The organism is Coleofasciculus sp. D1-CHI-01, from assembly GCF_040218875.1.
Taxonomy (GTDB): Bacteria; Cyanobacteriota; Cyanobacteriia; order Cyanobacteriales; family Coleofasciculaceae; genus Coleofasciculus.
On the sequence record NZ_JAVJQP010000008.1, the window covers coordinates 21555 to 40450 of the forward strand.

Genomic DNA, 18896 nt, shown 5'->3' on the forward strand with positions numbered 1-18896 from the left:
CCGGGAATGCGGGAAAATTATCTCACGTTATTGGTAACTAAATTGATGCCACGATCAAGTGCTTGCATCAGATGGACTGAGGCTTTGAAACTTTTCGAGTACCTTGGCGGGTTTTTCTCTGATAATGTAGATGCAAATATTAGTATCCAACAAAAATCTTATTGCCATGTTTCTCTCATTTCCAGGCTAGGCTGTTCCCGGTTCTTCATAAAGTCATCCGAAAATAGGTTCAAGCTTTCTCTTAACGTTTGCCAAGGATTAGCTTTAGGAATCAAAATCAGTACATTACCAATTTTTTTAATATAAACTTCGTCATCCTGGAATTGAAACTCTTTGGGTAAGATAACCGTCTGATTATCATCATTAATTAATAATTTGGCTGTCTTCATCTATGTTTCGCGGCTGGATACCTCCTCTATGTTTCTTATGGGGAGAAGAAAGCCGCGCCTCCTAATAATTACAACAATAACACAAGCATTGAACCGATCTCGCCGATTTCCTTGCGGTCAATTCAATTGTGCGATCGCTCCTGTTTACCATTTCCGTCAACTTTACAGGGCGCAGGTCAATAGCCCCTACAATGCGATGGGTTTAATCACACTCTCTTAGTGCGATCGCGAAATTTCTCCAACTCCGGTAAGATAGACAGCTACATTCGTAGACTATCCCCATTCCCCAATGACTCGATTCCCTCACGACCAGTTTGCTAAGGAATACCTCGACCAACTCTTATCTCCCATAGGAACCGTTGAAACAAGTCGCGACATTGCTGGGGAAGTACGACAGGTTGACATTTACTTCACCCCCACTTCTACCCCCAATGACTACCTCCTCTCTCTGGGACTTTTAGGACGCTTCGCCACAACCTCCGCCGTATTTGAACCCTTTCGCAACGCCGTTACCCCCAGTCAAATCCGCAGTTGTCTGTCTAAACTATTTGACCTACATTCAGAATTAGAGCGACGCGCCAGACGGGAAAACACCTCCATCAACGACAGTGAACTCCCCCAACTATGGATACTTACCCCCACCGCCTCAACCCCCTTACAAGGGTAGCTTTGGCGCCTTTGGTGACGAACAAAACTGGTTCAATGGACTCTATTTTCTCCACGAGGCGTTCCGAACAGCCATCGTCGTCATCCACCAACTCCCTCGTACCCCAGAAACCCTCTGGTTGAGACTTCTCGGAAAAGGCACAGTCCAACAACAAGCCATCGAGGAGATCACCGCATTACCTGAAGACAGCCAACGGCGGCAGTCTACGAAGCGAGTTATTGTATAACTTGCAAGCCAACTTACAAGCTAACCAAGACCAAAAATTAGACACAGAGGAGAGGGAGTTAATTATGGCGTTAGCACCCCTATATCGGCAACAACTGGATGCCGCGCTGCAACGAGGCATGGAACAAGGATTGCAACAAGGCATACAACAAGGACAACGACTGATTATCGAAAACCTCCTCCAGACTCGTCTGGGACAATTGACCCCCACCGTGACGGCTTTAATCACTCCCTTATCGGCATTACCCCCTCAGCAATTAACCCCATTTCTCTTGCAACTATCTCAACTGGAAAACAGTGAATCAGCCATTCAACAAGCACAGCATTTCATTGTCGAAAATTTGCTGAAAATTCGATTTGGAGAATTGGATGAGCAACTCACCGCACGGATCACTTCTTTATTAGCATTATCCCCCCAACAGTTAAGCCAATACCTCTTGCAATTATCTCAGGTATCCCGTGAGCAACTCCTCGCTCGATTCCCTATAGCCAGTCCTTAAATTGTCGCCAACGACGAACCGTGCGATCGCTCCCTTGTACCTATTCCCGCCAATTTTATCGGGCGCACCATCCGTGCGCCCCTACCCCCGGACGACAAACAGTGCGATCGCCTGTTCTATTCGGGTCAATTGAATAGGAGCGATCGCAGCCTGATTCCAAGCCTGCGCCAATCTTTCTTGTTCCCTCCCCTTCGAGGGGAAGGCTAGGGAGGGGTCGCGTCAAGGTATTGGTATTGTTGATTTAGTATTGGGCGACCCGATCAAATTGGATGGATTAGAGTTATTCATTGATGCAGGAGGGTCGTCCCTACCAAGATCGCCTGTTCTCTTCCGGTCAATTGAATCGTGCGATCGCCTGTTCCCTTCGGGTCAATTCAATGGTGCGATCGCAGCCTGATTCCAAGCCTGCGCCAATCTTTCTTGTTCCCTCCCCTTCGAGGGGAAGGCTAGGGAGAGGTCGCGTCAAGGTATTGGTATTGTTGATTAAGTTTTGGGCGACCCAATTAAATTAAATGGATTGGAGTTGTTAATTAATACAGGCGGGTCGCCCCTACCAGGATCGCCTGTTCGGTTCCAGTCAATTGAATCGTGCGATCGCTCCCTTATTTCCAGCAAGCGCCAATCTTGTTCCCTCCCAGTACATTGCTAATTTGTTTAATATAAACTTCGTTATACTGGCGGTGATCGGTCTGATTCTTGAGAAACGGTATAACTTAATAATCATTTACACAAATAACCATGCCAGACGTACAGCTTCTTTCTCCCAAACAACATGCTTTCTCTATCCAACTCGACTTGCAAAAAATCCAACCTTACTGTGGTACACCTATAGCGGCTGTCTACGCAGATAGTCTGTTGCGAACCTTGAGGACTATTCGTGATCAGTTTCCCTTTGAACCATTAACCGAAATCCTGATGGCTTTTTACGACGCGATCGCCTTTGAGAATCGCTGGATTGACTATCAGGCTAATCAGTATCAAGGGGTTCGCGATCTGCTCACCACTTTAGTTGATTCCCCATTGAGTAATGAAGATGTCGAACAAGCCATTTTAAAACTGGAAGATTTGGGCTTCGACACCCTGCCCTTTTGCGTAAAATTTAACTCTAGTATTGAGCTAGGTAGCGATGAGGACTAAACACTATGCAAGCTAAAGATAGTCCTCAACATTTTCTTGATACCTCCGTTGTCCGTTCCATGCTATTGGGGACTCAAGCTTATCGGCAGTATTTTAACTCCAACCTTGCCGAACGTCCCCTCTACATCTCCAACTATATACAAATGGAGATGAAACGCAGCTATTTAGAACACACTGATAATTCCTTTGACTACTTATGTCCACCTATCGAGCAACATCACAACAAGCACCCTTCCGAAAAGCAGGTACTTACCGATAGTTCTGGCTAAACAACAGGAATAACTTAAAAGATGGTGCGATCGCCTGTTCTCGTCGGGTCAATTCCATGGTGCGATCGCCTGTTCCCTTCTGGTCAATTCAATTGTGCGATCGCCTGTTCGGTTAGGGTCAATTCCATCATGCGATCGCGCCAAGCTGATCCGCCAGTCATAAATTTCCAGGTTAGGCTGTTCCCGATTCTCCATAAAGTCATCCGAAAAAAGGTTTAAGCTTTCTCTTAAATTTTACCAAGGATTAGCTTTAGGAATCAAAATTAAAACATTGCCAATTTTTTTAATATAAACTTCGTTGTCCTGAAAATGGAACTCTTGGGGTAATATAATCGCCTGATCATCATCATTAATTAATAATTTTGCTGTCTTCATCTATTTTTCGCGGCTGGATACCTCCTCTATATTGCTTATGCGGGGAGAAAAGCCGCGCCTCCTAATAATATAATGACAACAATAACACAAGCATTGAACCAATCTCGCCGATTCCCTTCCGGTCAATTGAATTGTGCGATCGCTTTCTTTTCTCCAACTCCGGTAAGATCCGTATTTGAACCCTTTCGCAATGCCGTCACCCCCAGTCAAATCCGCAGTTGTCTTTCTAAGATTTGCTAAACTATGAATTAACCATAACTTAGGGATGGACAATGGCTCCGGCTACTGATATTCACCAAAAAGCGATTCTCTTCGAGACGCTTCGCGAACGCGCTGATTGGACAGCTACCTCAGGACAAATTGATAGCAGTTGTGCAGCTATTGGAATTTTTAGCGCAGCCGCCTCAGCCGACAACAGTGAGTCCCCAAGAAGCCCAATTGCTTGAGGTGATAGAGAGCCATATCTGTGAAGAGGAACAAGTCCATCTAAACACATTACGCGATCGCTGTGAATGGGGTGAACTGAGCGAAGCGGAATATCAGGAACTAATTTGTTACGAAGATTTGTTAGAGGAGAAGCGAGTAAAACGATTAGAAGCCCTGATCCAACTCGCGCAGATTAGGAATATTGACCTAATCCGCTTAAACCAACAAATTCAGTTGACATCCCAACCTTCCCATGCCGTCTGACTATGAACGAATCCCCACAGCACTGAGCCAGGAAATCGCTCAACCGTCCGGGAGTCGTAAATCTTCGACGCCTACTTATCTTAGCCGGACTGCATCCACCGAATCAGTGAACAGAAAGAATCCAAAAGCTTACAATTTGAATGGATTGTAATTATTCATTGATGAGGTACATCTCGCCCCTACCAGGATCGCCTGTTCCCTTCTGGTCAATTCAATCATGCGATCGCTCCCTTGGCGCGATCTCTTATTCCTATTCCTGTTAATTGTATTGGGCGTGGTGGAATTATCGTATCCTAAATCTTTAAGTTGGAAACCGCATAATCCTCAACCTCGAATCACAACAACTGGGCGATCGCAGGGTGTCTTTGCCGACTCTGTGGTGGTGCGTTCAGCAATCGGTGGAAGTCCCTGGCGCTGGTCAAAAATCACCAGCCAACCTGTCTCCAGCCCTAACCCCGCCAGATACCGATCCAACTGATCGAGTCCAGCTTGTATCGGGTCAGGGCGTCCCTGGCGCCATACTTTCAACTCCATCGCCAGTGTGACATCCCCATAGCGCAGACATAAGTCCATCCGATCCGAGCCAATAGCATATTCTCGCTCTAGAGTACCGCCTCCATTCACCACCCGATGCAAAAATGCCATTAAGACCAAATGAGGCGCAATCTCATGGTAGGGGGCGCTTTTGAGTAAGGGTTCCCCATGCTGTCGCCAAAAGCTGAGAAAGGCTTGCAGCAGTTGCTCTTGATCAAGTTTCCCCTCAGGCGTTAACCAACTGGGGGAAATTTGGGGTAAGGAGGCTTGCGGGGTTTGGCTTAATACCAGAGGTAACACTTCTTGGTAAATTGGATTCGCGATCGCTAAACCGCCCTGTGAACTCATGCGACACAAGCCTAAATCAATCAGGAATTGCAAATCATCTTGAGGAATATCCGCTAACTCTTGCCCAATCAACATCGGTTCAATCACCGCCCGCACTCGGTCTTCTCGCAGAATACTAGCTAAACTATCCAGGTGAGTATCTTGGCGTTGAATCAGAATTTCTTTGGCTGTCTCAATATGATCTACAGTAATCAGTTGAGTCGGTTCAGTAACCAACTCTTCCACAATTTCTTTGGCTAAGGCATTCACCAACCAGGGTTGACCCTGAGTTAATCCAAACGCTCGCTCTACTGCCTCCCTCTCAAACACCTGCCCGGTTTCAGTAGTATGCTGCTCGTACAATTGGGCGACTTCGGTACAGGTGAAGTTTCTCAAAGTTAGGGATTTAATCTTGATATTGAACGGACTCGAGGTATTCAGACGGCGACTCCCTCCAGATGCCAGCTTATAATCTCGTACATCCCGCACCCCAATCAGCGCCAGCGCCTGGGGAAATCCGTTTGGTCGCTTCGGATAACCATTTCTGAGCTGGCGTAACACAGAAATTAAGGTTTCATCTTGCAGAGAATCAATTTCATCAATGAACACAACCAATGGACGCGAGGACTGTTGCGCCCAAGCACTCAGCGCCGCCCCAATCTGTCGCCCTGGCTCAGAGACGGGAAACTCTGGAGGATAGAGTTCGGGGGGAAGCCAAAAGGTGGCGTCATCGTTCCAAGCGTCGAGCATCGCCTTTTCCGCCGCCCCGGGGTCATGGGGAAAGGCGGCGCCCACTTCTGCGGATACCATCACGGCGGTGTATTGCCCAATGGCAGTAAGGTGCTGGGCTAGGGCAAGCATGGCGGTGGTTTTGCCTGTTTGCCGAGGCGCATGGATGACAAAATAGCCCTGCTGTTCAATCAGTCGCTCTAGCTGGGGTAGCCGAGTTAAGGGAGGGAGCATGTAGTGAATGTCCGCTTTGCACGGTCCTGCCGTGTTAAACCATTTGGGCATGGGCAGAGAGCAGGTAAGCCATTTTTCAATCTTACTATCAAGTTGGGTTGAATCTTCAATTGTGCGATCGCCCCCTCCTTGACCCTCCCCTTGGCAAGGGAAGGGTCAAGGAGGGGTAAGATCACCCCAAGAAACCCGGTTTCTTAACCGATGTATTAGGCTGGTTTTATTGGTGTGGCTGTGTTTCAACTGCCCTAACCCATAATCAATACATTGACAAAAAATGCTGACCCAATCTCCTCAACCCCTACGCCAATCTCTCATTCCTTCCCTAATTGCCCTCCTCTGTATCATTGCTGTGGGGGTGTTGCAAATTCCCCAACTTAATCAACTCCAAGGCAAAGGCGAAACTCCTTCTTCCCTAGAACTACAACGCCAAATCGAAGCCGAAAAGGTACGCCTAAATCTCCTCCAGAAAGTACCAACATTCGGATTTGATAACCTAGTAGCCGATTGGGTTTTTCTCAATTTCCTGCAATATTTTGGTGATGATAAAGCTCGTGATGTCACCGGCTATCAACTTAGCCCAGACTACTTTGAAGTGATTCTAACCCGTGACCCCCGCTTCTTAGACGCCTACTTTTTCCTTTCAGGTAGCACATCCCTCTATGCTGGTATGCCAGATCGGTCAGTAGAACTAATGGAAAAAGGACTCCAGCAGCTTTCCCCCAAAGTCCCTCGCAAATCCTATTACATCTGGCGCTATAAGGCAATTGATGAACTGTTATTCCTCGGTGACGCCCAAGCCGCCCGCCAATCCTTTGAGAAAGCCGCAGAATGGGCAAGCACTTATGAAGATGAAGAAAGTCAGTATATTGCCTCAATTTCCCGCCAAACCGCCCAGTTTCTTGCCCGCAATCCCTCAAGCAAATCAGCCCAAGTCAGTGCTTGGTCAATGGTGCTACAAAACGCTATGGACGATCGCACTCGTCAACGTGCCATTAATCAGATTGAAGCACTCGGCGGCAAAGTAGTCATCACCCCAGAAGGTGCTGTGAAAATTCAACTCCCACAAAGGGATTAAAGTTTGGAGGGAAGCAGGGGTAGCAGGGGCAGCAGGGGCAGCAGGGGGCAGATGAGGGAGATGAGGGAGATGGGGCAGATGAGTAAGTTAACTCAAAACTCTACCTTAACTGTTAACTATTAACTATTCCCTGACAAATGACCTTCATAAAATACTGCTCATGATCTGTTGTGCAATTATGCCTAACCCATAGCCAACCAGGGAAAAGATGACCAAAACACTGAAAGCTTTCCATTCACCAAAGTTGGCAACTTGCAAATCTAACCGCACTAACGCCCCGGCTGATAGCAGCACCAGAATTCGGACAAAAACATGTATCCAGCAGAGAATCAACACTGCCAAAAAAGCGCCCACAATCACGGAAATAAAAGCGCGAGTATCTGACTTCAGCCAACTGCTATAAACGCTCTGAATCAGCGTTAGTGGGGCAGTTAGGGCTAAATCAATAAATACGATATATATTGCCCCCATCAGCCACAATACCCAAGGTCTATCCGCATCTGCGATTAACTCAGAAGCCGCGATCAACCAGCCAAAGACGCAATGGGTGGCGAACAAGATCGATAAGGAAGTCCAAGGCAGTTTTTTGACAAACAACATAGCCTAGAGCCTCGGTTGGTGTAATACATCTCGCCTCACCAGCAAACATTACAATTGGCTACGATCAAGTTCACAACCAATCACTGATCGAGATCGCAATCCTCAGGCGGATTAATTTTGCATACTAGCTAATGACTGAACTCTAGCCGAGTCATCAATAGGGAACACACAAATAGCCGACAGGTTCTCCCCATAGAGACTGTCGGTTTTTTATACTTGATCATCAAGGATTTGTCAATAAATCATTGAGGATTGGTGAGATGAGGCGGTGATTGGGAAAATTGGGAATCTATACTTATGAGCAAAATGCTTCCCCATCCCGAATCCCGAATCCCGAATCACCAATCCAAAGGTGACCTGATGACCAAGTAATGTTGTCTCGAGTCAGGACATCGATTGAATGATGTAATCAAAATAAGGAGCCGCTTCCATGGCATCTTCCTGACTTAGCAACTCCAAGGAGGCATTTTTGAGGCAACGAATCGATTCGACCATTCCGGCGACGGGGACGCCAAGAGAGTTATACATCTCCTTGACCCCAATCAAACCAATTTTTTCAATCGGTTCCTTTCCTCCAGCTAGAACACCATAGGTAATCAATCGCAAATACCAGCCATAGTCCCGTAGGCATAGCGATCGCTGGCGCTCCCCATAAGCATTGCCTCCTGGTGAGATAAAGTCAGGACGCTTTTGCCAGAGCTGCTTACTGGCTTCCTGGACAATCTTCTTTTCATTTTCTGCTAGGGTGGAAGCGATACGCATCCGTTGCTCACCCGTCTGCAAAAAGGCTTTAATACCCATCAGTTCACCGGAGCTGGGATACCGCAGCTCGTCGTCGGCTTGGAGGATAACTTGGCTAACTACGCTCATCTTATTGGGTTAACTTAGATAACATTTGTAGTTTAGCGACTCAAGCTACAACAAATAAAGTCAGTCGAGCGAAAAGTTTTCGGTTGAGACGCGGCGCTCCAGGTGTAGGGGGGCTCCAGGTGTTCCAGGTGCAGTAACCAAAGTTAGCGGTCGCAAGAAGCAAAAAGTCAAGTGTAGGGGCGGGTTTAGGGACTAATGCTAATTAAGACCAATAACTGAACAACAAAACCCGCCCTTCTTAGCCATCCCTTATACGCCTCTTTTGTAACAATCTGGCAATCCCTTTGGTCACTATTCACACATCTACATTTTATTTTTATGGATCACTCTGTCTCCTCGCCCCCTCGTCCCCCCGTTTCCCCTGATCAGTGGCAACAAGGTCAACTGGTGGAACTGACGATCGCAGACCTAAATGATCGGGGCGATGGTGTGGGACGGTTGGGGAATCGCGTCGTTTTTGTCCCCAACACGGTAACCGGGGATCACGTCCGCGTCAGACTGGTGCGGGTCAAACCCAATTACGCGATCGCGAAACTGGATCAACTTCTCGAACCCTCTCCCCATCGCATTCGCCCCCACTGCATCGTGGCAGATAAATGTGGCGGTTGTCAGTGGCAGCATGTTGATCCCCAGTATCAGCGATCAGTCAAAGAAAATCTGATAGAGCAAGCCTTAACTCGTATCGGCGGCTTCACTTCAATCGAAATCGCCCCGATTTTAAGCGCTGACTCTCCCCTAGCTTACCGGAACAAAGCCACCTATCCGATGCGGCGATCGCCAACGGGTCAAGTTCAAGCTGGGTATTACCAGAAAGGGACGCATCAGCTAATTAACCTGAATCAATGCCCCGTTCAAGATGATCGCTTAAATCCCCTATTAGCCCAAATCAAGCAGGATATTCAGCAACAAGGTTGGTCAATCTACAACGAACGCCGTCATCAAGGGCGATTGCGTCACCTGTCACTGCGGATTGGACGCCGGACTGGGGAAATGCTTTTAACCTTAGTCACAACTGATGCCAATTTAACCAATCTGGAAACGCAAGCCCAAACCTGGCTCGATCGCGATCCTAACCTGGTGGGTGTTTGTGTGAATGTGAATCCCCACCGTACCAATGTCATTTTCGGTGATCAAACCCATTGTGTCCGAGGTCAACCGTATCTGCGGGAGATATTCGCGGATTTAGAGTTTCAATTAAGACCCGATACCTTTTTCCAAGTCAACACCGAAGCCGCAGCAGCTTTATTCAATGTGATTCAGCACAAGCTGGCACTCCAAGGAACAGAATATCTCGTCGATGCCTATTGTGGCATTGGTACATTCACCCTACCCTTAGCTAAACAGGTACATCAGGCATTGGGGATCGAAGTGCAAGGGACAGCCGTGGAGCAAGCCCAAATCAATGCCCAGATTAATGGGATTACCAATGTCACTTTTGAGACAGGAACAGTGGAAACTGTGCTGCCGCAACTGGGGATCACGCCAGATATCGTATTACTCGACCCGCCACGCCAGGGCTGCAACCTCCAAGTGATTGATACCCTGCTGTCAGTTCTACCTCAACGCCTTGTCTACATTAGCTGCAAGCCAGCCACCCTAGCACGGGATATTAAACGCCTCTGTCATCTGGGTGGCTATCAATTAACCCACGTTCAACCAGCAGACTTCTTTAGCCAAACACCCCATGTTGAGTGCGCGGCGTTCCTGGAGAAACAGGAGGGATGAGGGAGTTATCAGTTATCAGTGAGCCAGTTATCAGGAGCAGGGGAAGCAGGGGGAGCAGGGGAAGCAGGGGGAGATGGGGAAGTTAACTCAAAATTCTACCTTACCTGCTCCCTGTTCCCTGTTCCCTGTTCCCTGTTCCCTAATGAATGACGAATCCCCAATTTAAAACAAAGCTCTGGTGTTTAAAGGAGAGTTTCGATACAATAGTAGATAAAGTCCATTCTCTAACTAATTCAGAGAAAAACTACCCCTTAGAAAAAAATTTGACTTATCATACCACAATCTACCAATAAATGGGCAGTAGTTGAAAGTATTCACCACAACCATAAGAAGCTCACCAAGCTGCTGACGTTCAGAGAAACTCAAGATTGAGCATGAGGATTCTACAAAATTTGATCAGCGCATTCAAAGATTAGGGTGCTAGTATACAAAATCTGGACAAACCTTTATTATAACTCATACCTGAGTGTGGAGAGTCTGGTTTGAGAAAAATGAGATCAAAAAACACGGCAATAGCCCGTGTCATGCATCCAGTCCACCAACAAAAAGTTAGGGGTTTTTTAAGTGATTGCTGTATCATCTTTGCGCCCAGTTGAACGCAACTGGGGAACAATTAGCTTTGCTTCTACCCTTTACCTATGCCCAATTCTCGACCTACTTGTCGAACAAATTCCGCGCAAATGGCGACCGGAGATCCGACTTGGACTCCAAGAGGCATTGGTCAATGCGGCAAAGCACGGCAATAATTTAGACCCAAGTAAGACCGTAATGGTTCACTTTTGTGTCATCAATGACGAATATTGGTGGATAATCTCAGATCAAGGTCCCGGCTTTTCTCCGCCTTGTCGTCAAGAGATTTCGGACGACGGTTTGCCCCATGATGAATCCGAAAATGGTAGAGGGTTATGCCTCCTCTACCAAATTTTCGATCAAGTTCACTGGAATCCGCAAGGGACTGAACTGCGAGTGTGTAAGCACATGAAGAGTCGATCAAGGTTACCTTTGATTCCCTAGCGATCGCGATTTCCATGGGTTGGGCAAGGGGGGGCTGAGATCGAGTGATCCAGCCATCCTGACGCCTGACGCAGCCGTTCTAGAGCTTCCTCTGGCTGTTCTTTGAGCAGAAAGACTAAAGCCGCTGCTGTTTGCTCCTTGGCTCTAGCTGGGCGATTTGACTTTAATCGATGCCAATCTTGGGGCGTAATTCCTAAGCGTTCTGCCAAGGCTTGGGCAAGTTCCAGGGTACTGGCATCCTTGAGGCTATCGGTTTTTGTCAATTCCATCGGTCTAGGTATAAGTTTATTAAGTGAATCCCCTAGCTCATGCTCTTGGGGCTTTCGTTTTCGATTGTATCTTTTTTCACGATTGTATTGATCTGTTACCTGTTCCCTTATGAGCGCTGATTCTGATCCCAATCAGCAAAATCCAGATGCTGACGAATTTGAGCAAGCCTTATCTGAGGTCGAGCGATCGCTGGAAGCTCTCAAAGAGCGCTATGCACAAGTTCAACGGGATCAGCAGCGACAAGCCCAGCTTCAGCACCGTCGCGAGCAAATTAGACAATCCCCCCGTCAAATCCGTAACCAACCCGCTTTGAAAGCTGAACTCGGGCAAATTAAGCAGCAGCTTGACACTATTGAACTCAATCTAGAGAGTCGCCTTTTTTCCTGGAGTGCTTTGAAAGAACCCTTTTGGCAAGCCGTTCGCTTTGGCGGACTGGGGATTGCGATCGGCTGGTTGCTCAAATCTTGTGCTGGGTGAGGAGTCGGGGCGGATTTAGTCTCATCTGGGTACAATCAAAGAGATAGTAGTCAAACCCGCCCCTACATAATCTCCTACACTCCAACTCTCACTCCCTTCTCCTTGCACTGACTTTTCACGCCATCTAGAAAAATCGATATCAAACATTTTGTTCTATGGGGGAAGCCAGAGGATGCGAGAGCTTTTGTTGCACGGAAGGGGGAGAATTCAAAGCCTCTCTCCTTGTAGGAGAGAGGTTTGGAGAGAGGTTTTCCAGATCCCGACCAAAAGTAAGCTCCTTGCCAAGTGATGACCCAACCCTTCACAATAGTTAATGAACCGCCGAATCTGTCCATCCCGTTTCTACCCGGATTTCTAGTCGCCGAGCCTGAAAGATTGATCCACGCCAAGGCGGTGAAACGATCTATCTCCAGCTCATGACAAATTCCCCGCTTATTCGCGAAAATAATTGATCCTATAGTGTTTTAAATTGATCCCTAACTTGATTTCCTATTCAACTGACAATAAAAAAAGCTGAATCAATTGTCCAGAAATGGGCAGATTAGGTAGGACTGATTTGGGTAAACTGTCAAAATTATGCAAAAGAAACCGATCGCACAACTTTTACGCGCGGGTCAGCCGGATGAAACTGTAACCATCCAGGGCTGGGTACGCACCAAACGAGAACTGAAAGAGTTTGCCTTTATGGAGGTGAATGATGGCTCCTGTTTGGCAAATTTGCAAGTTATCCTGAATCCTGATATACCCGATTATCAAACGACTCTCCAACGGGTCAACACTGGGGCGTCCGTGGAAGTTACTGGCGTATTGGTGCCATCTCCGGGAAAAGGTCAACGGATTGAGTTGAGAGCGAATTCTGTCCAGGTTTATGGGGAAGCTGATCCCGCCACCTATCCACTACAGAAAAAACGCCATTCCTTTGAGTTTTTGCGAACCATTGGACATTTGCGATCGCGTACCAATACCATCGGTGCTGTGTTACGGGTGCGTAACGCCTGTGCTAGTGCTATCCACCAATTCTTTCAGGAACGGGGGTTTTTGTGGATTCACAGCCCGATTATCACCGCGAGCGATTGTGAAGGGGCGGGAGAACTGTTTACTGTAACCAATCTCAACCTCAACGAGATTCCCAAAACCGAAGATCAATTGGTCGATTTTAGCCAGGACTTCTTTGGACGCCAAGCTTACCTGACGGTTAGTGGTCAACTGCAAGCCGAGGTGATGGCGATGACATTTGGCAATGTGTATACCTTTGGTCCGACATTCCGGGCGGAAAATTCCAATACATCCCGCCATTTAGCCGAGTTTTGGATGGTGGAACCGGAAATGGCATTCTGCGATTTACAGGGCGATATGGATCTGGCGGAGGAGTTTCTCAAATACGTATTCTCCTCGGTACTAGAGAACTGTCCCGAAGACATGGAATTTTTCAATAAGCGGATAGATAATAGCGTTCTGGCAACGGCGGAAAATATTATCAACAATCAGTTTGAGCGAATTACTTATACCGATGCGATCGCGCAATTAGAAAAAGCTGACCGCAAGTTCGAGTACCCCGTTGAGTGGGGGACAGATTTACAGTCGGAACACGAGCGCTATTTGGCAGAGGAATTATTTCAGAAACCCGTTATAGTTAGCGATTACCCCATAGGGATCAAGGCATTCTATATGCGTTTGAACGATGACGGCAAAACCGTCGCCGCCATGGATGTGCTAGCACCGAAGATTGGGGAAATTATCGGCGGTTCCCAACGGGAGGAACGCCTCGATGTTCTCCAGCAGCGCATCCAGAATCAGGGAATGAATCCAGAGGAGTTTTGGTGGTATCTAGACTTACGGCGCTATGGTACTGTTGCCCATGCCGGGTTTGGTTTAGGATTTGAGCGATTGGTGCAGTTTATGACGGGGATGGGAAATATACGAGATGTGATTCCCTTCCCCCGCACACCCTTGAGTGCCGAATTTTAAGTTGAGTGACATCTCCTACACCAACCTAGACTGCACCCACAGTGAGGGCATTCATGTCAACGAACGTGCAACTTTTTAGGAGCTTTATCGCCACAATTTTAATTTCAGGGACAGCTTTGTCTTCCAGGGAAAGCGTTATCCTGATAGCTGATAACTTACAAGCGATAGTTTAAGCTCTGGCGTTATTGTAATCCTTGCCAGTTTGGTGTTTTACTGAAAAACAATTCAGTGATTAATTCGCGATCGCGCTCGGAATCTTCACCGATTATCGCTTTGCAGTAATATTCCCCGGTGACAGCAGTCTCTAGTCGATAAAACAACGAAATAAAAACACTTTCAGCCTTTTTAGTCCAGCTTCACACCAAGGAGCCGCGTAGCTTGGTTTATCGCTTTGGGATTATTGAGATTTATAAGTTTTGCTTGGGTGGAATTCCCGCGATCGCCTGGGAATTTCTACCATCAGGTCATCTGTGGAGAGTTAAGCTGTTCGGCGTTTAAACCTTAATGTCAATAATAGCGAAATCTTTGTAGTGCGAGCATCTTGCTCGCTACTAATACCCAATTTAAATGCATGACAGCTTACCCTGATGGCACAGTGGTTCAGATGGAATGTATGATTATCAGGTAGAACCTGGATAACTTACCGCATTGCCGTTAATCCTTTATATCATGTCAGGGCGCGATCGCTAATTTCTCTTTACTCCTACAATTTTTGAGATTTTTGCTGGAGTACAGGCGGATCAGGAGTTTACATCAGTAGTTTTTCCGCTTTTGGCTTCTCTTCTTTTTCTTCTTCTCTGGGGGGTTCGCTCTTTGACCCGCATTTCTCACACAAAGAGCGATCGCAAACTATAAAAGCCTTGGCAGACAGCGATTTGACCTCAGTTAGCTCCTCCAGTCGCACATAACAGTGTGTTGTTCCTTCAATACTCTAAATCCGAGTCCTCCTTAACAAGCTAGAAAAGATAAATTAAGACGCATATTTTTACAATAGAAACTTCTTAAAAATTCTACTGACCTTCAGAACAAAAGATAATTTTGTGAGGTATTAGCTGAGTAACTGCTGATAATAAGTTTCAGATAATCTGGTTTCGTTGGCATCCAGTGTGAATCTGACATTCTCGCCAGTTACAAACAATTGGTGCGATTTTTGCTTTGACTGCGGATTCTGCAATTTATGATTGTAGGTCTTCCCAGATGAGAGCTAAGTTGATGAGTTATTTCTACCAAGCTGCTCTAGATATAACAGTTGCTTGGCAAAGGGAGAACGTTCACAGTTTGTAAATCCCAATCTTAAGTAGCTTCTTTTAAATTCTTCAAATCCAGGTCTATTATTTAGAATGGCATAGGGGTTGATAAAGACTTTAGAAGTTGCTCCGTACAGAAGATATTTGTTGCAAAAGTAGTTGGATTGTTCGTAGCCATAGGGGATAAAGCGACTCGCAAGAAGAAAAATTCTATCGTTCCTATAATAGACTAATTCAGAGAGGTGAGAATACCCTTCTAGGTCATAGTCTTCATAGTAACCAGATGTTATTAAAAAAACTGGTCGCTTTTCTTTAATAGCTCTCATGAGCATAGATAATTTACCTGTGTCTATTCCTAGCTCATCTCCATCCTGACCATCAAAATGTCCGCAATAACCTGCTTTACTAACATTATGAGTTTGAATGTAAATCGAGCCTTGTGATGTTGTAAATACTGGCTGTTCTGGTATTTGGGTGTTATTTAAAGGCGGTTTATAGTGATTTATAGCCTGTCTTTCCAATCTAATTAAAACTTTTCTAAGGTCTGTAATTTTTGCCAATAAATCATCGGTTAACAGCCGATATTGAATGACAGCGTTCTCAATATTCTCGAACTGTGCTTGACGATGATGATTTATATGTCGATTCTTTAAGTTACATGAAAAACCGATATACATTACTGGACAGACAGAATTACCTATATAGTAAATGCCGGGTTTAGGCGGCAGTTCCCTACGTGAACTATAGGATAGAATTGCCATCTTCTTGTAGTTAAGATTTAATTTCATGAGTGGGAACCAGATTATCTACAAAGAGTTTGCGAACATAATTTTTTTAAGCAAATATATGGTTGAAATGTACGTTATTTTAGTCTAGCTAATCTACCAACACAAAAAATGTGACTCCTCAATTTTAACTGTCACTTTAATCATATCTTGTCCAGAGTGGAAGCATAAGCTGCTCCTATAACTGTGATTATTTTTCGCGATCGCACTCCGATTAAAAGGGTTGAACTCCAAAAAGCTTGTAGTCAATAGACTTATGGCTACATCCGGTTTTTACAACTGGCGGGACACTTTATGGTTCCATTTTCAACTTCGGGACACCTTATGGTTCTACCCAAGTCCGATTGTCGCTCTCCCTCCTACGAGGGAATGAGGGTTACAGCCAAAGAAAACGGACAACTTATGCGTTTTACCGAAATCTCCTCTATACAAGGAATTGAAGGATTTACCTTTTCTTGTTCGTTTGAGGTTGTCAGTGAAATATTAATTTTGCTCTCAGCTAAAGTGTCAGTTTCTTGTGATTCAGTTATTTCAATGGTTTCAGACTTTCTAACTGACACTTTATCAGGTATAGGGGGGGACTTCCCTCTATCTTGATAGACTCAATTTCTGGCTTGTTGTCACAGGATTCTTTTGGTTCATAATCATAAGGATTAGATATGCCATAGACCTTATTTCGTTTTCCTGTGCCTGATGGACGCTTGGTAATCAGTCCCCGTTTGAACAATCGTCCTAATGCCTGATACACACTATCCTTTTTCTGGGGAGGGATACCTAATGACTCAGATATCTCTACCTGTTCATATTACCACTTGGTTGCAAACTCATCCGTATTAAGCGAAGACGGATTTAATTAATCTGTCTGATTCCGGGATTTCCCATCGCCACCGTAAAACGACGATAAAATTTAAGGAATGAGAATCGAATGCTGAGGAGGGACTTTTATGCCAAACCCTTTTCCGGGGATGAACCCTTACCTAGAACATCCTGAAATCTGGCCCGGAGTCCATCACTGGCTAATTGTTGAATTAGCTAGGTCACTTTCTCCTCAACTGCGCCCAAAATACAGAGCAGCGGTTGAGGTGCGTCTGTATGAAACCGCTGGCGAACAATCCCTACTGATTGGTATTCCTGATTTAACGGTCAAACGTTCACAGGCGACAACGAAACAGCCAATGAGTAATGTTGCTGTCGCCCCATCTCCAACTCAACCTCAGACGGTACAAGTTCCTTTACCGGAAACAATTAAACAAGGGTATTTAGAAGTCCGAGAAGTCGCCACGGGTGAAGTTGTCACCGTCATTGAGATACTCTCTCCGATTAATAAACGTTCGGGAGAAGGTCGCGATCAATATGAAACTAAACGAAATAAAATCTTCGGCAGTTCAACTCATTTAGTGGAAATTGATTTACTGCGGAAGGGTCAACCTATGCCAGTTTATCATAGCAATGGTCAAACTCATTATCGAATTTTAGTCAGTCGAGGAGATCGCCGTCCTCAAGCTGATTTGTATGCCTTTAATCTACCAGATACGATTCCCTCATTTCCCTTACCATTGAAGTCTGGAGATCAGGAACCTTTAGTCGATTTACAGGTATTGTTGAGTAATGTGTACGACCAGGCAAGTTATGATTTGGCAATCGATTATACTCAAGAACCCGTACCGCCATTGTTGGCAGATGATCGGGTTTGGGTTAAGCTGTTCGGCATTTAAACCTTAATATCAATAACGGCGAAAGCCTTGTAGTGCGAGCATCTTGCTCGCTACTAATACCCAATTTAAATGCATGACAGCTTAATACATTGTTAACCGAGCAACAACTGCGATCGCACTAGCAGGGAAAGCTGTCGCAATTCTGACTTATTTTTATGACTAACTGTGGTGGCTGAACTAATGAGGGCAATTCATGAATTGCCCCTACATGTAATCCTTCTATCGATTCAGCTTTTGAATCAACTTACGAATTCCCCAAGCACCCATGGCAAATAAACCTAATGCTGTAGAGGCTTCTGGAATATCGACGGGTTCTGAATCAGTGGGAATCCGAGTAATAGCAACCGCATCAAGATAGGATCGATTTTGGCGGAACCGAAAACTGAGGGATTCAAAGTAGTCTTGACCTTCTAGGTTATCTTGAATACTGACGCTCATGGGTAGTGTTGAACCATCTTTAGCTGAAAAGGCTTGCCAATTATCATTCAGCCAATAATAGGGCGTAACTTCAACCGTATCCACTCCCGTTTTACTGAGAGTGAGCCGGAAACTCTCGTAAGTTTCAGTATCAGGAAATTGATCCGGAACAACCAATTCTTGCTCAACTTCATGGGGAATATGAAAGCCGGGATCAACGTAAAGTAAATAGGGTAAATTGCGGAAATTGCCATCACGGGGAGAAATAGGACGGATATTCCAGTTAATTTGGCGCGGTTCCTGAGTATCTGTTGCTACAACATTCAGTTCCATAAAGAACTTACCCAGTTCGGGTTTACTTCGATCTGTGCGAGCGCTCCAGTAAAGAGCGATATCACCCTCATCTAAATCCAATTGATTCAACGATGAGAGATCGTAGTAGGCTGATGCCCAATTCGCCTCCGGATTAGCCTGAAGTTCACCCTGAGCGACGGTAGTATTGTTTAGCTGCCAATCTTCGGCGTCATCAAATGTGCTGTGATAAATTTCTTGCTCATTCGGATTATAGGTAAAAAAATTCGCCGCTTGCGCTTTTGCTGCTACACCAGCGACGAAGGCGACTGATAGTAAAAATGTTAATTTAAGTTTCACAGAATT

Annotated in this window: 24 protein-coding genes; 15 read left to right on the top strand and 9 right to left on the bottom strand. The window is 45.8% G+C overall.

Annotation, left to right across the window (positions count from 1 at the left end):
• Window positions 1–158 precede the first annotated feature (158 nt).
• Window positions 159–389, bottom strand: a complete 231-nt coding sequence (locus RIB93_RS01210; RefSeq protein WP_446369505.1) for an antitoxin — start codon at window positions 387–389, stop codon at window positions 159–161.
• A 289-nt stretch (window positions 390–678) separates the two neighbouring features.
• Here RIB93_RS01210 and RIB93_RS01215 point away from each other — a divergent pair, with 289 nt between their 5' ends.
• From RIB93_RS01215 to RIB93_RS01240, 6 genes are all read left to right on the top strand, one after another.
• Window positions 679–1056 carry a hypothetical protein gene (locus RIB93_RS01215; protein WP_446369507.1) on the top strand — a complete coding sequence of 126 codons (378 nt, stop codon included), beginning with the start codon at window positions 679–681 and terminating at the stop codon, window positions 1054–1056.
• On the top strand, window positions 998–1282 hold the full coding sequence (locus RIB93_RS01220) for a hypothetical protein (RefSeq protein ID WP_446369509.1): 285 nt from the start codon (window positions 998–1000) through the stop codon (window positions 1280–1282). The genes RIB93_RS01215 and RIB93_RS01220 overlap by 59 nt, the downstream gene beginning before the upstream one ends.
• A 1-nt stretch (window position 1283) precedes the next feature.
• Complete coding sequence (locus RIB93_RS01225; RefSeq protein WP_446369511.1) at window positions 1284–1781, top strand: hypothetical protein; 498 nt, start codon at window positions 1284–1286, stop codon at window positions 1779–1781.
• Between the two features lie 290 nt (window positions 1782–2071).
• Entirely contained in the window at window positions 2072–2293 is a 222-nt protein-coding gene (locus tag RIB93_RS01230) for a hypothetical protein (RefSeq protein WP_446369513.1), read from the top strand.
• Between the two features lie 226 nt (window positions 2294–2519).
• Window positions 2520–2918, top strand: coding sequence for a hypothetical protein (locus RIB93_RS01235; RefSeq protein ID WP_446369515.1), 399 nt, complete (start codon window positions 2520–2522; stop codon window positions 2916–2918).
• Window positions 2919–2923: 5 nt separating this feature from the next.
• Complete coding sequence (locus RIB93_RS01240) at window positions 2924–3187, top strand: hypothetical protein (protein ID WP_446369517.1); 264 nt, start codon at window positions 2924–2926, stop codon at window positions 3185–3187.
• A gap of 48 nt (window positions 3188–3235) precedes the next feature.
• Here the strand turns inward: RIB93_RS01240 and RIB93_RS01245 are convergent, their stop codons facing one another.
• Window positions 3236–3382 (bottom strand): hypothetical protein, encoded by a 147-nt coding sequence (locus RIB93_RS01245; protein ID WP_446369519.1) that lies wholly within the window; start codon window positions 3380–3382, stop codon window positions 3236–3238.
• A gap of 39 nt (window positions 3383–3421) precedes the next feature.
• Window positions 3422–3562, bottom strand: coding sequence for an antitoxin (locus tag RIB93_RS01250; protein ID WP_446369521.1), 141 nt, complete (start codon window positions 3560–3562; stop codon window positions 3422–3424).
• A 72-nt stretch (window positions 3563–3634) separates the two neighbouring features.
• Between RIB93_RS01250 and RIB93_RS01255 the strand changes: the two genes are divergently transcribed.
• A complete protein-coding gene (locus RIB93_RS01255) occupies window positions 3635–3802 on the top strand; it encodes a hypothetical protein (RefSeq protein WP_446369523.1) in 168 nt (55 codons plus the stop codon).
• Window positions 3803–3934: 132 nt separating this feature from the next.
• Window positions 3935–4252 carry a hypothetical protein gene (locus RIB93_RS01260; RefSeq protein WP_446369525.1) on the top strand — a complete coding sequence of 106 codons (318 nt, stop codon included), beginning with the start codon at window positions 3935–3937 and terminating at the stop codon, window positions 4250–4252.
• Window positions 4253–4576: 324 nt separating this feature from the next.
• On the opposite strand, the gene RIB93_RS01265 is transcribed toward RIB93_RS01260, so the two are convergent.
• Window positions 4577–6127, bottom strand: a complete 1551-nt coding sequence (locus RIB93_RS01265; RefSeq protein WP_446369527.1) for an ATP-binding protein — start codon at window positions 6125–6127, stop codon at window positions 4577–4579.
• Between the two features lie 223 nt (window positions 6128–6350).
• Between RIB93_RS01265 and RIB93_RS01270 the strand changes: the two genes are divergently transcribed.
• On the top strand, window positions 6351–7151 hold the full coding sequence (locus tag RIB93_RS01270; RefSeq protein WP_446369529.1) for a hypothetical protein: 801 nt from the start codon (window positions 6351–6353) through the stop codon (window positions 7149–7151).
• Window positions 7152–7295: 144 nt separating this feature from the next.
• Here the strand turns inward: RIB93_RS01270 and RIB93_RS01275 are convergent, their stop codons facing one another.
• Complete coding sequence (locus RIB93_RS01275) at window positions 7296–7751, bottom strand: hypothetical protein (RefSeq protein WP_446369531.1); 456 nt, start codon at window positions 7749–7751, stop codon at window positions 7296–7298.
• 384 nt (window positions 7752–8135) lie between these two features.
• Window positions 8136–8621, bottom strand: a complete 486-nt coding sequence (locus RIB93_RS01280) for an allophycocyanin subunit alpha-B (RefSeq protein WP_044207711.1) — start codon at window positions 8619–8621, stop codon at window positions 8136–8138.
• A gap of 318 nt (window positions 8622–8939) precedes the next feature.
• Here RIB93_RS01280 and rlmD point away from each other — a divergent pair, with 318 nt between their 5' ends.
• The 3 genes from rlmD (at window position 8940) to RIB93_RS01295 (ending at window position 11360) form a co-directional block, all read left to right on the top strand.
• Complete coding sequence (gene rlmD, locus RIB93_RS01285; RefSeq protein ID WP_446369533.1) at window positions 8940–10346, top strand: 23S rRNA (uracil(1939)-C(5))-methyltransferase RlmD; 1407 nt, start codon at window positions 8940–8942, stop codon at window positions 10344–10346.
• 18 nt (window positions 10347–10364) lie between these two features.
• On the top strand, window positions 10365–10496 hold the full coding sequence (locus RIB93_RS01290; protein WP_446369535.1) for a hypothetical protein: 132 nt from the start codon (window positions 10365–10367) through the stop codon (window positions 10494–10496).
• Window positions 10497–10913: 417 nt separating this feature from the next.
• Window positions 10914–11360 (top strand): ATP-binding protein, encoded by a 447-nt coding sequence (locus RIB93_RS01295; RefSeq protein WP_446369620.1) that lies wholly within the window; start codon window positions 10914–10916, stop codon window positions 11358–11360.
• Here RIB93_RS01295 and RIB93_RS01300 read toward each other — a convergent pair.
• Window positions 11357–11629 (bottom strand): DUF6439 family protein, encoded by a 273-nt coding sequence (locus tag RIB93_RS01300; protein WP_446369537.1) that lies wholly within the window; start codon window positions 11627–11629, stop codon window positions 11357–11359. The genes RIB93_RS01295 and RIB93_RS01300 overlap by 4 nt on opposite strands.
• Window positions 11630–11738: 109 nt before the next feature.
• Between RIB93_RS01300 and RIB93_RS01305 the strand changes: the two genes are divergently transcribed.
• Entirely contained in the window at window positions 11739–12107 is a 369-nt protein-coding gene (locus RIB93_RS01305) for a DUF2203 domain-containing protein (RefSeq protein WP_446369539.1), read from the top strand.
• A 576-nt stretch (window positions 12108–12683) separates the two neighbouring features.
• The gene (asnS, locus tag RIB93_RS01310) at window positions 12684–14075 is read left to right on the top strand and encodes an asparagine--tRNA ligase (RefSeq protein WP_446369541.1); all 1392 of its coding nucleotides are present in this window, start codon (window positions 12684–12686) and stop codon (window positions 14073–14075) included.
• 1204 nt (window positions 14076–15279) lie between these two features.
• On the opposite strand, the gene RIB93_RS01315 is transcribed toward asnS, so the two are convergent.
• Window positions 15280–16083, bottom strand: a complete 804-nt coding sequence (locus tag RIB93_RS01315; RefSeq protein WP_446369543.1) for a hypothetical protein — start codon at window positions 16081–16083, stop codon at window positions 15280–15282.
• A 968-nt stretch (window positions 16084–17051) separates the two neighbouring features.
• Here RIB93_RS01315 and RIB93_RS01320 point away from each other — a divergent pair.
• Window positions 17052–17822 (top strand): DUF4058 family protein, encoded by a 771-nt coding sequence (locus tag RIB93_RS01320; RefSeq protein ID WP_446369545.1) that lies wholly within the window; start codon window positions 17052–17054, stop codon window positions 17820–17822.
• Between the two features lie 219 nt (window positions 17823–18041).
• On the opposite strand, the gene RIB93_RS01325 is transcribed toward RIB93_RS01320, so the two are convergent.
• On the bottom strand, window positions 18042–18890 hold the full coding sequence (locus RIB93_RS01325; RefSeq protein WP_446369547.1) for a hypothetical protein: 849 nt from the start codon (window positions 18888–18890) through the stop codon (window positions 18042–18044).
• Window positions 18891–18896: the final 6 nt, after the last annotated feature.

Bases quoted from the DNA above. Each gene is read 5' to 3' on its own strand.
- RIB93_RS01235 (WP_446369515.1), top strand. From the start codon at position 2,520: ATGCCAGACGTACAGCTTCTTTCTCCCAAACAACATGCTTTCTCTATC.
- RIB93_RS01280 (WP_044207711.1), bottom strand. From the start codon at position 8,621: ATGAGCGTAGTTAGCCAAGTTATCCTCCAAGCCGACGACGAGCTGCGG.
- RIB93_RS01300 (WP_446369537.1), bottom strand. From the start codon at position 11,629: ATGGAATTGACAAAAACCGATAGCCTCAAGGATGCCAGTACCCTGGAA.
- RIB93_RS01315 (WP_446369543.1), bottom strand. From the start codon at position 16,083: ATGGCAATTCTATCCTATAGTTCACGTAGGGAACTGCCGCCTAAACCC.
- RIB93_RS01305 (WP_446369539.1), top strand. From the start codon at position 11,739: ATGAGCGCTGATTCTGATCCCAATCAGCAAAATCCAGATGCTGACGAA.
- RIB93_RS01255 (WP_446369523.1), top strand. From the start codon at position 3,635: ATGACAACAATAACACAAGCATTGAACCAATCTCGCCGATTCCCTTCC.
- RIB93_RS01230 (WP_446369513.1), top strand. From the start codon at position 2,072: ATGCAGGAGGGTCGTCCCTACCAAGATCGCCTGTTCTCTTCCGGTCAA.
- RIB93_RS01265 (WP_446369527.1), bottom strand. From the start codon at position 6,127: ATGCCCAAATGGTTTAACACGGCAGGACCGTGCAAAGCGGACATTCAC.
- asnS (WP_446369541.1), top strand. From the start codon at position 12,684: ATGCAAAAGAAACCGATCGCACAACTTTTACGCGCGGGTCAGCCGGAT.
- RIB93_RS01320 (WP_446369545.1), top strand. From the start codon at position 17,052: ATGCCAAACCCTTTTCCGGGGATGAACCCTTACCTAGAACATCCTGAA.
- RIB93_RS01250 (WP_446369521.1), bottom strand. From the start codon at position 3,562: ATGAAGACAGCAAAATTATTAATTAATGATGATGATCAGGCGATTATA.
- RIB93_RS01275 (WP_446369531.1), bottom strand. From the start codon at position 7,751: ATGTTGTTTGTCAAAAAACTGCCTTGGACTTCCTTATCGATCTTGTTC.
- rlmD (WP_446369533.1), top strand. From the start codon at position 8,940: ATGGATCACTCTGTCTCCTCGCCCCCTCGTCCCCCCGTTTCCCCTGAT.
- RIB93_RS01270 (WP_446369529.1), top strand. From the start codon at position 6,351: ATGCTGACCCAATCTCCTCAACCCCTACGCCAATCTCTCATTCCTTCC.
- RIB93_RS01240 (WP_446369517.1), top strand. From the start codon at position 2,924: ATGCAAGCTAAAGATAGTCCTCAACATTTTCTTGATACCTCCGTTGTC.
- RIB93_RS01245 (WP_446369519.1), bottom strand. From the start codon at position 3,382: ATGGAGAATCGGGAACAGCCTAACCTGGAAATTTATGACTGGCGGATC.
- RIB93_RS01210 (WP_446369505.1), bottom strand. From the start codon at position 389: ATGAAGACAGCCAAATTATTAATTAATGATGATAATCAGACGGTTATC.
- RIB93_RS01215 (WP_446369507.1), top strand. From the start codon at position 679: ATGACTCGATTCCCTCACGACCAGTTTGCTAAGGAATACCTCGACCAA.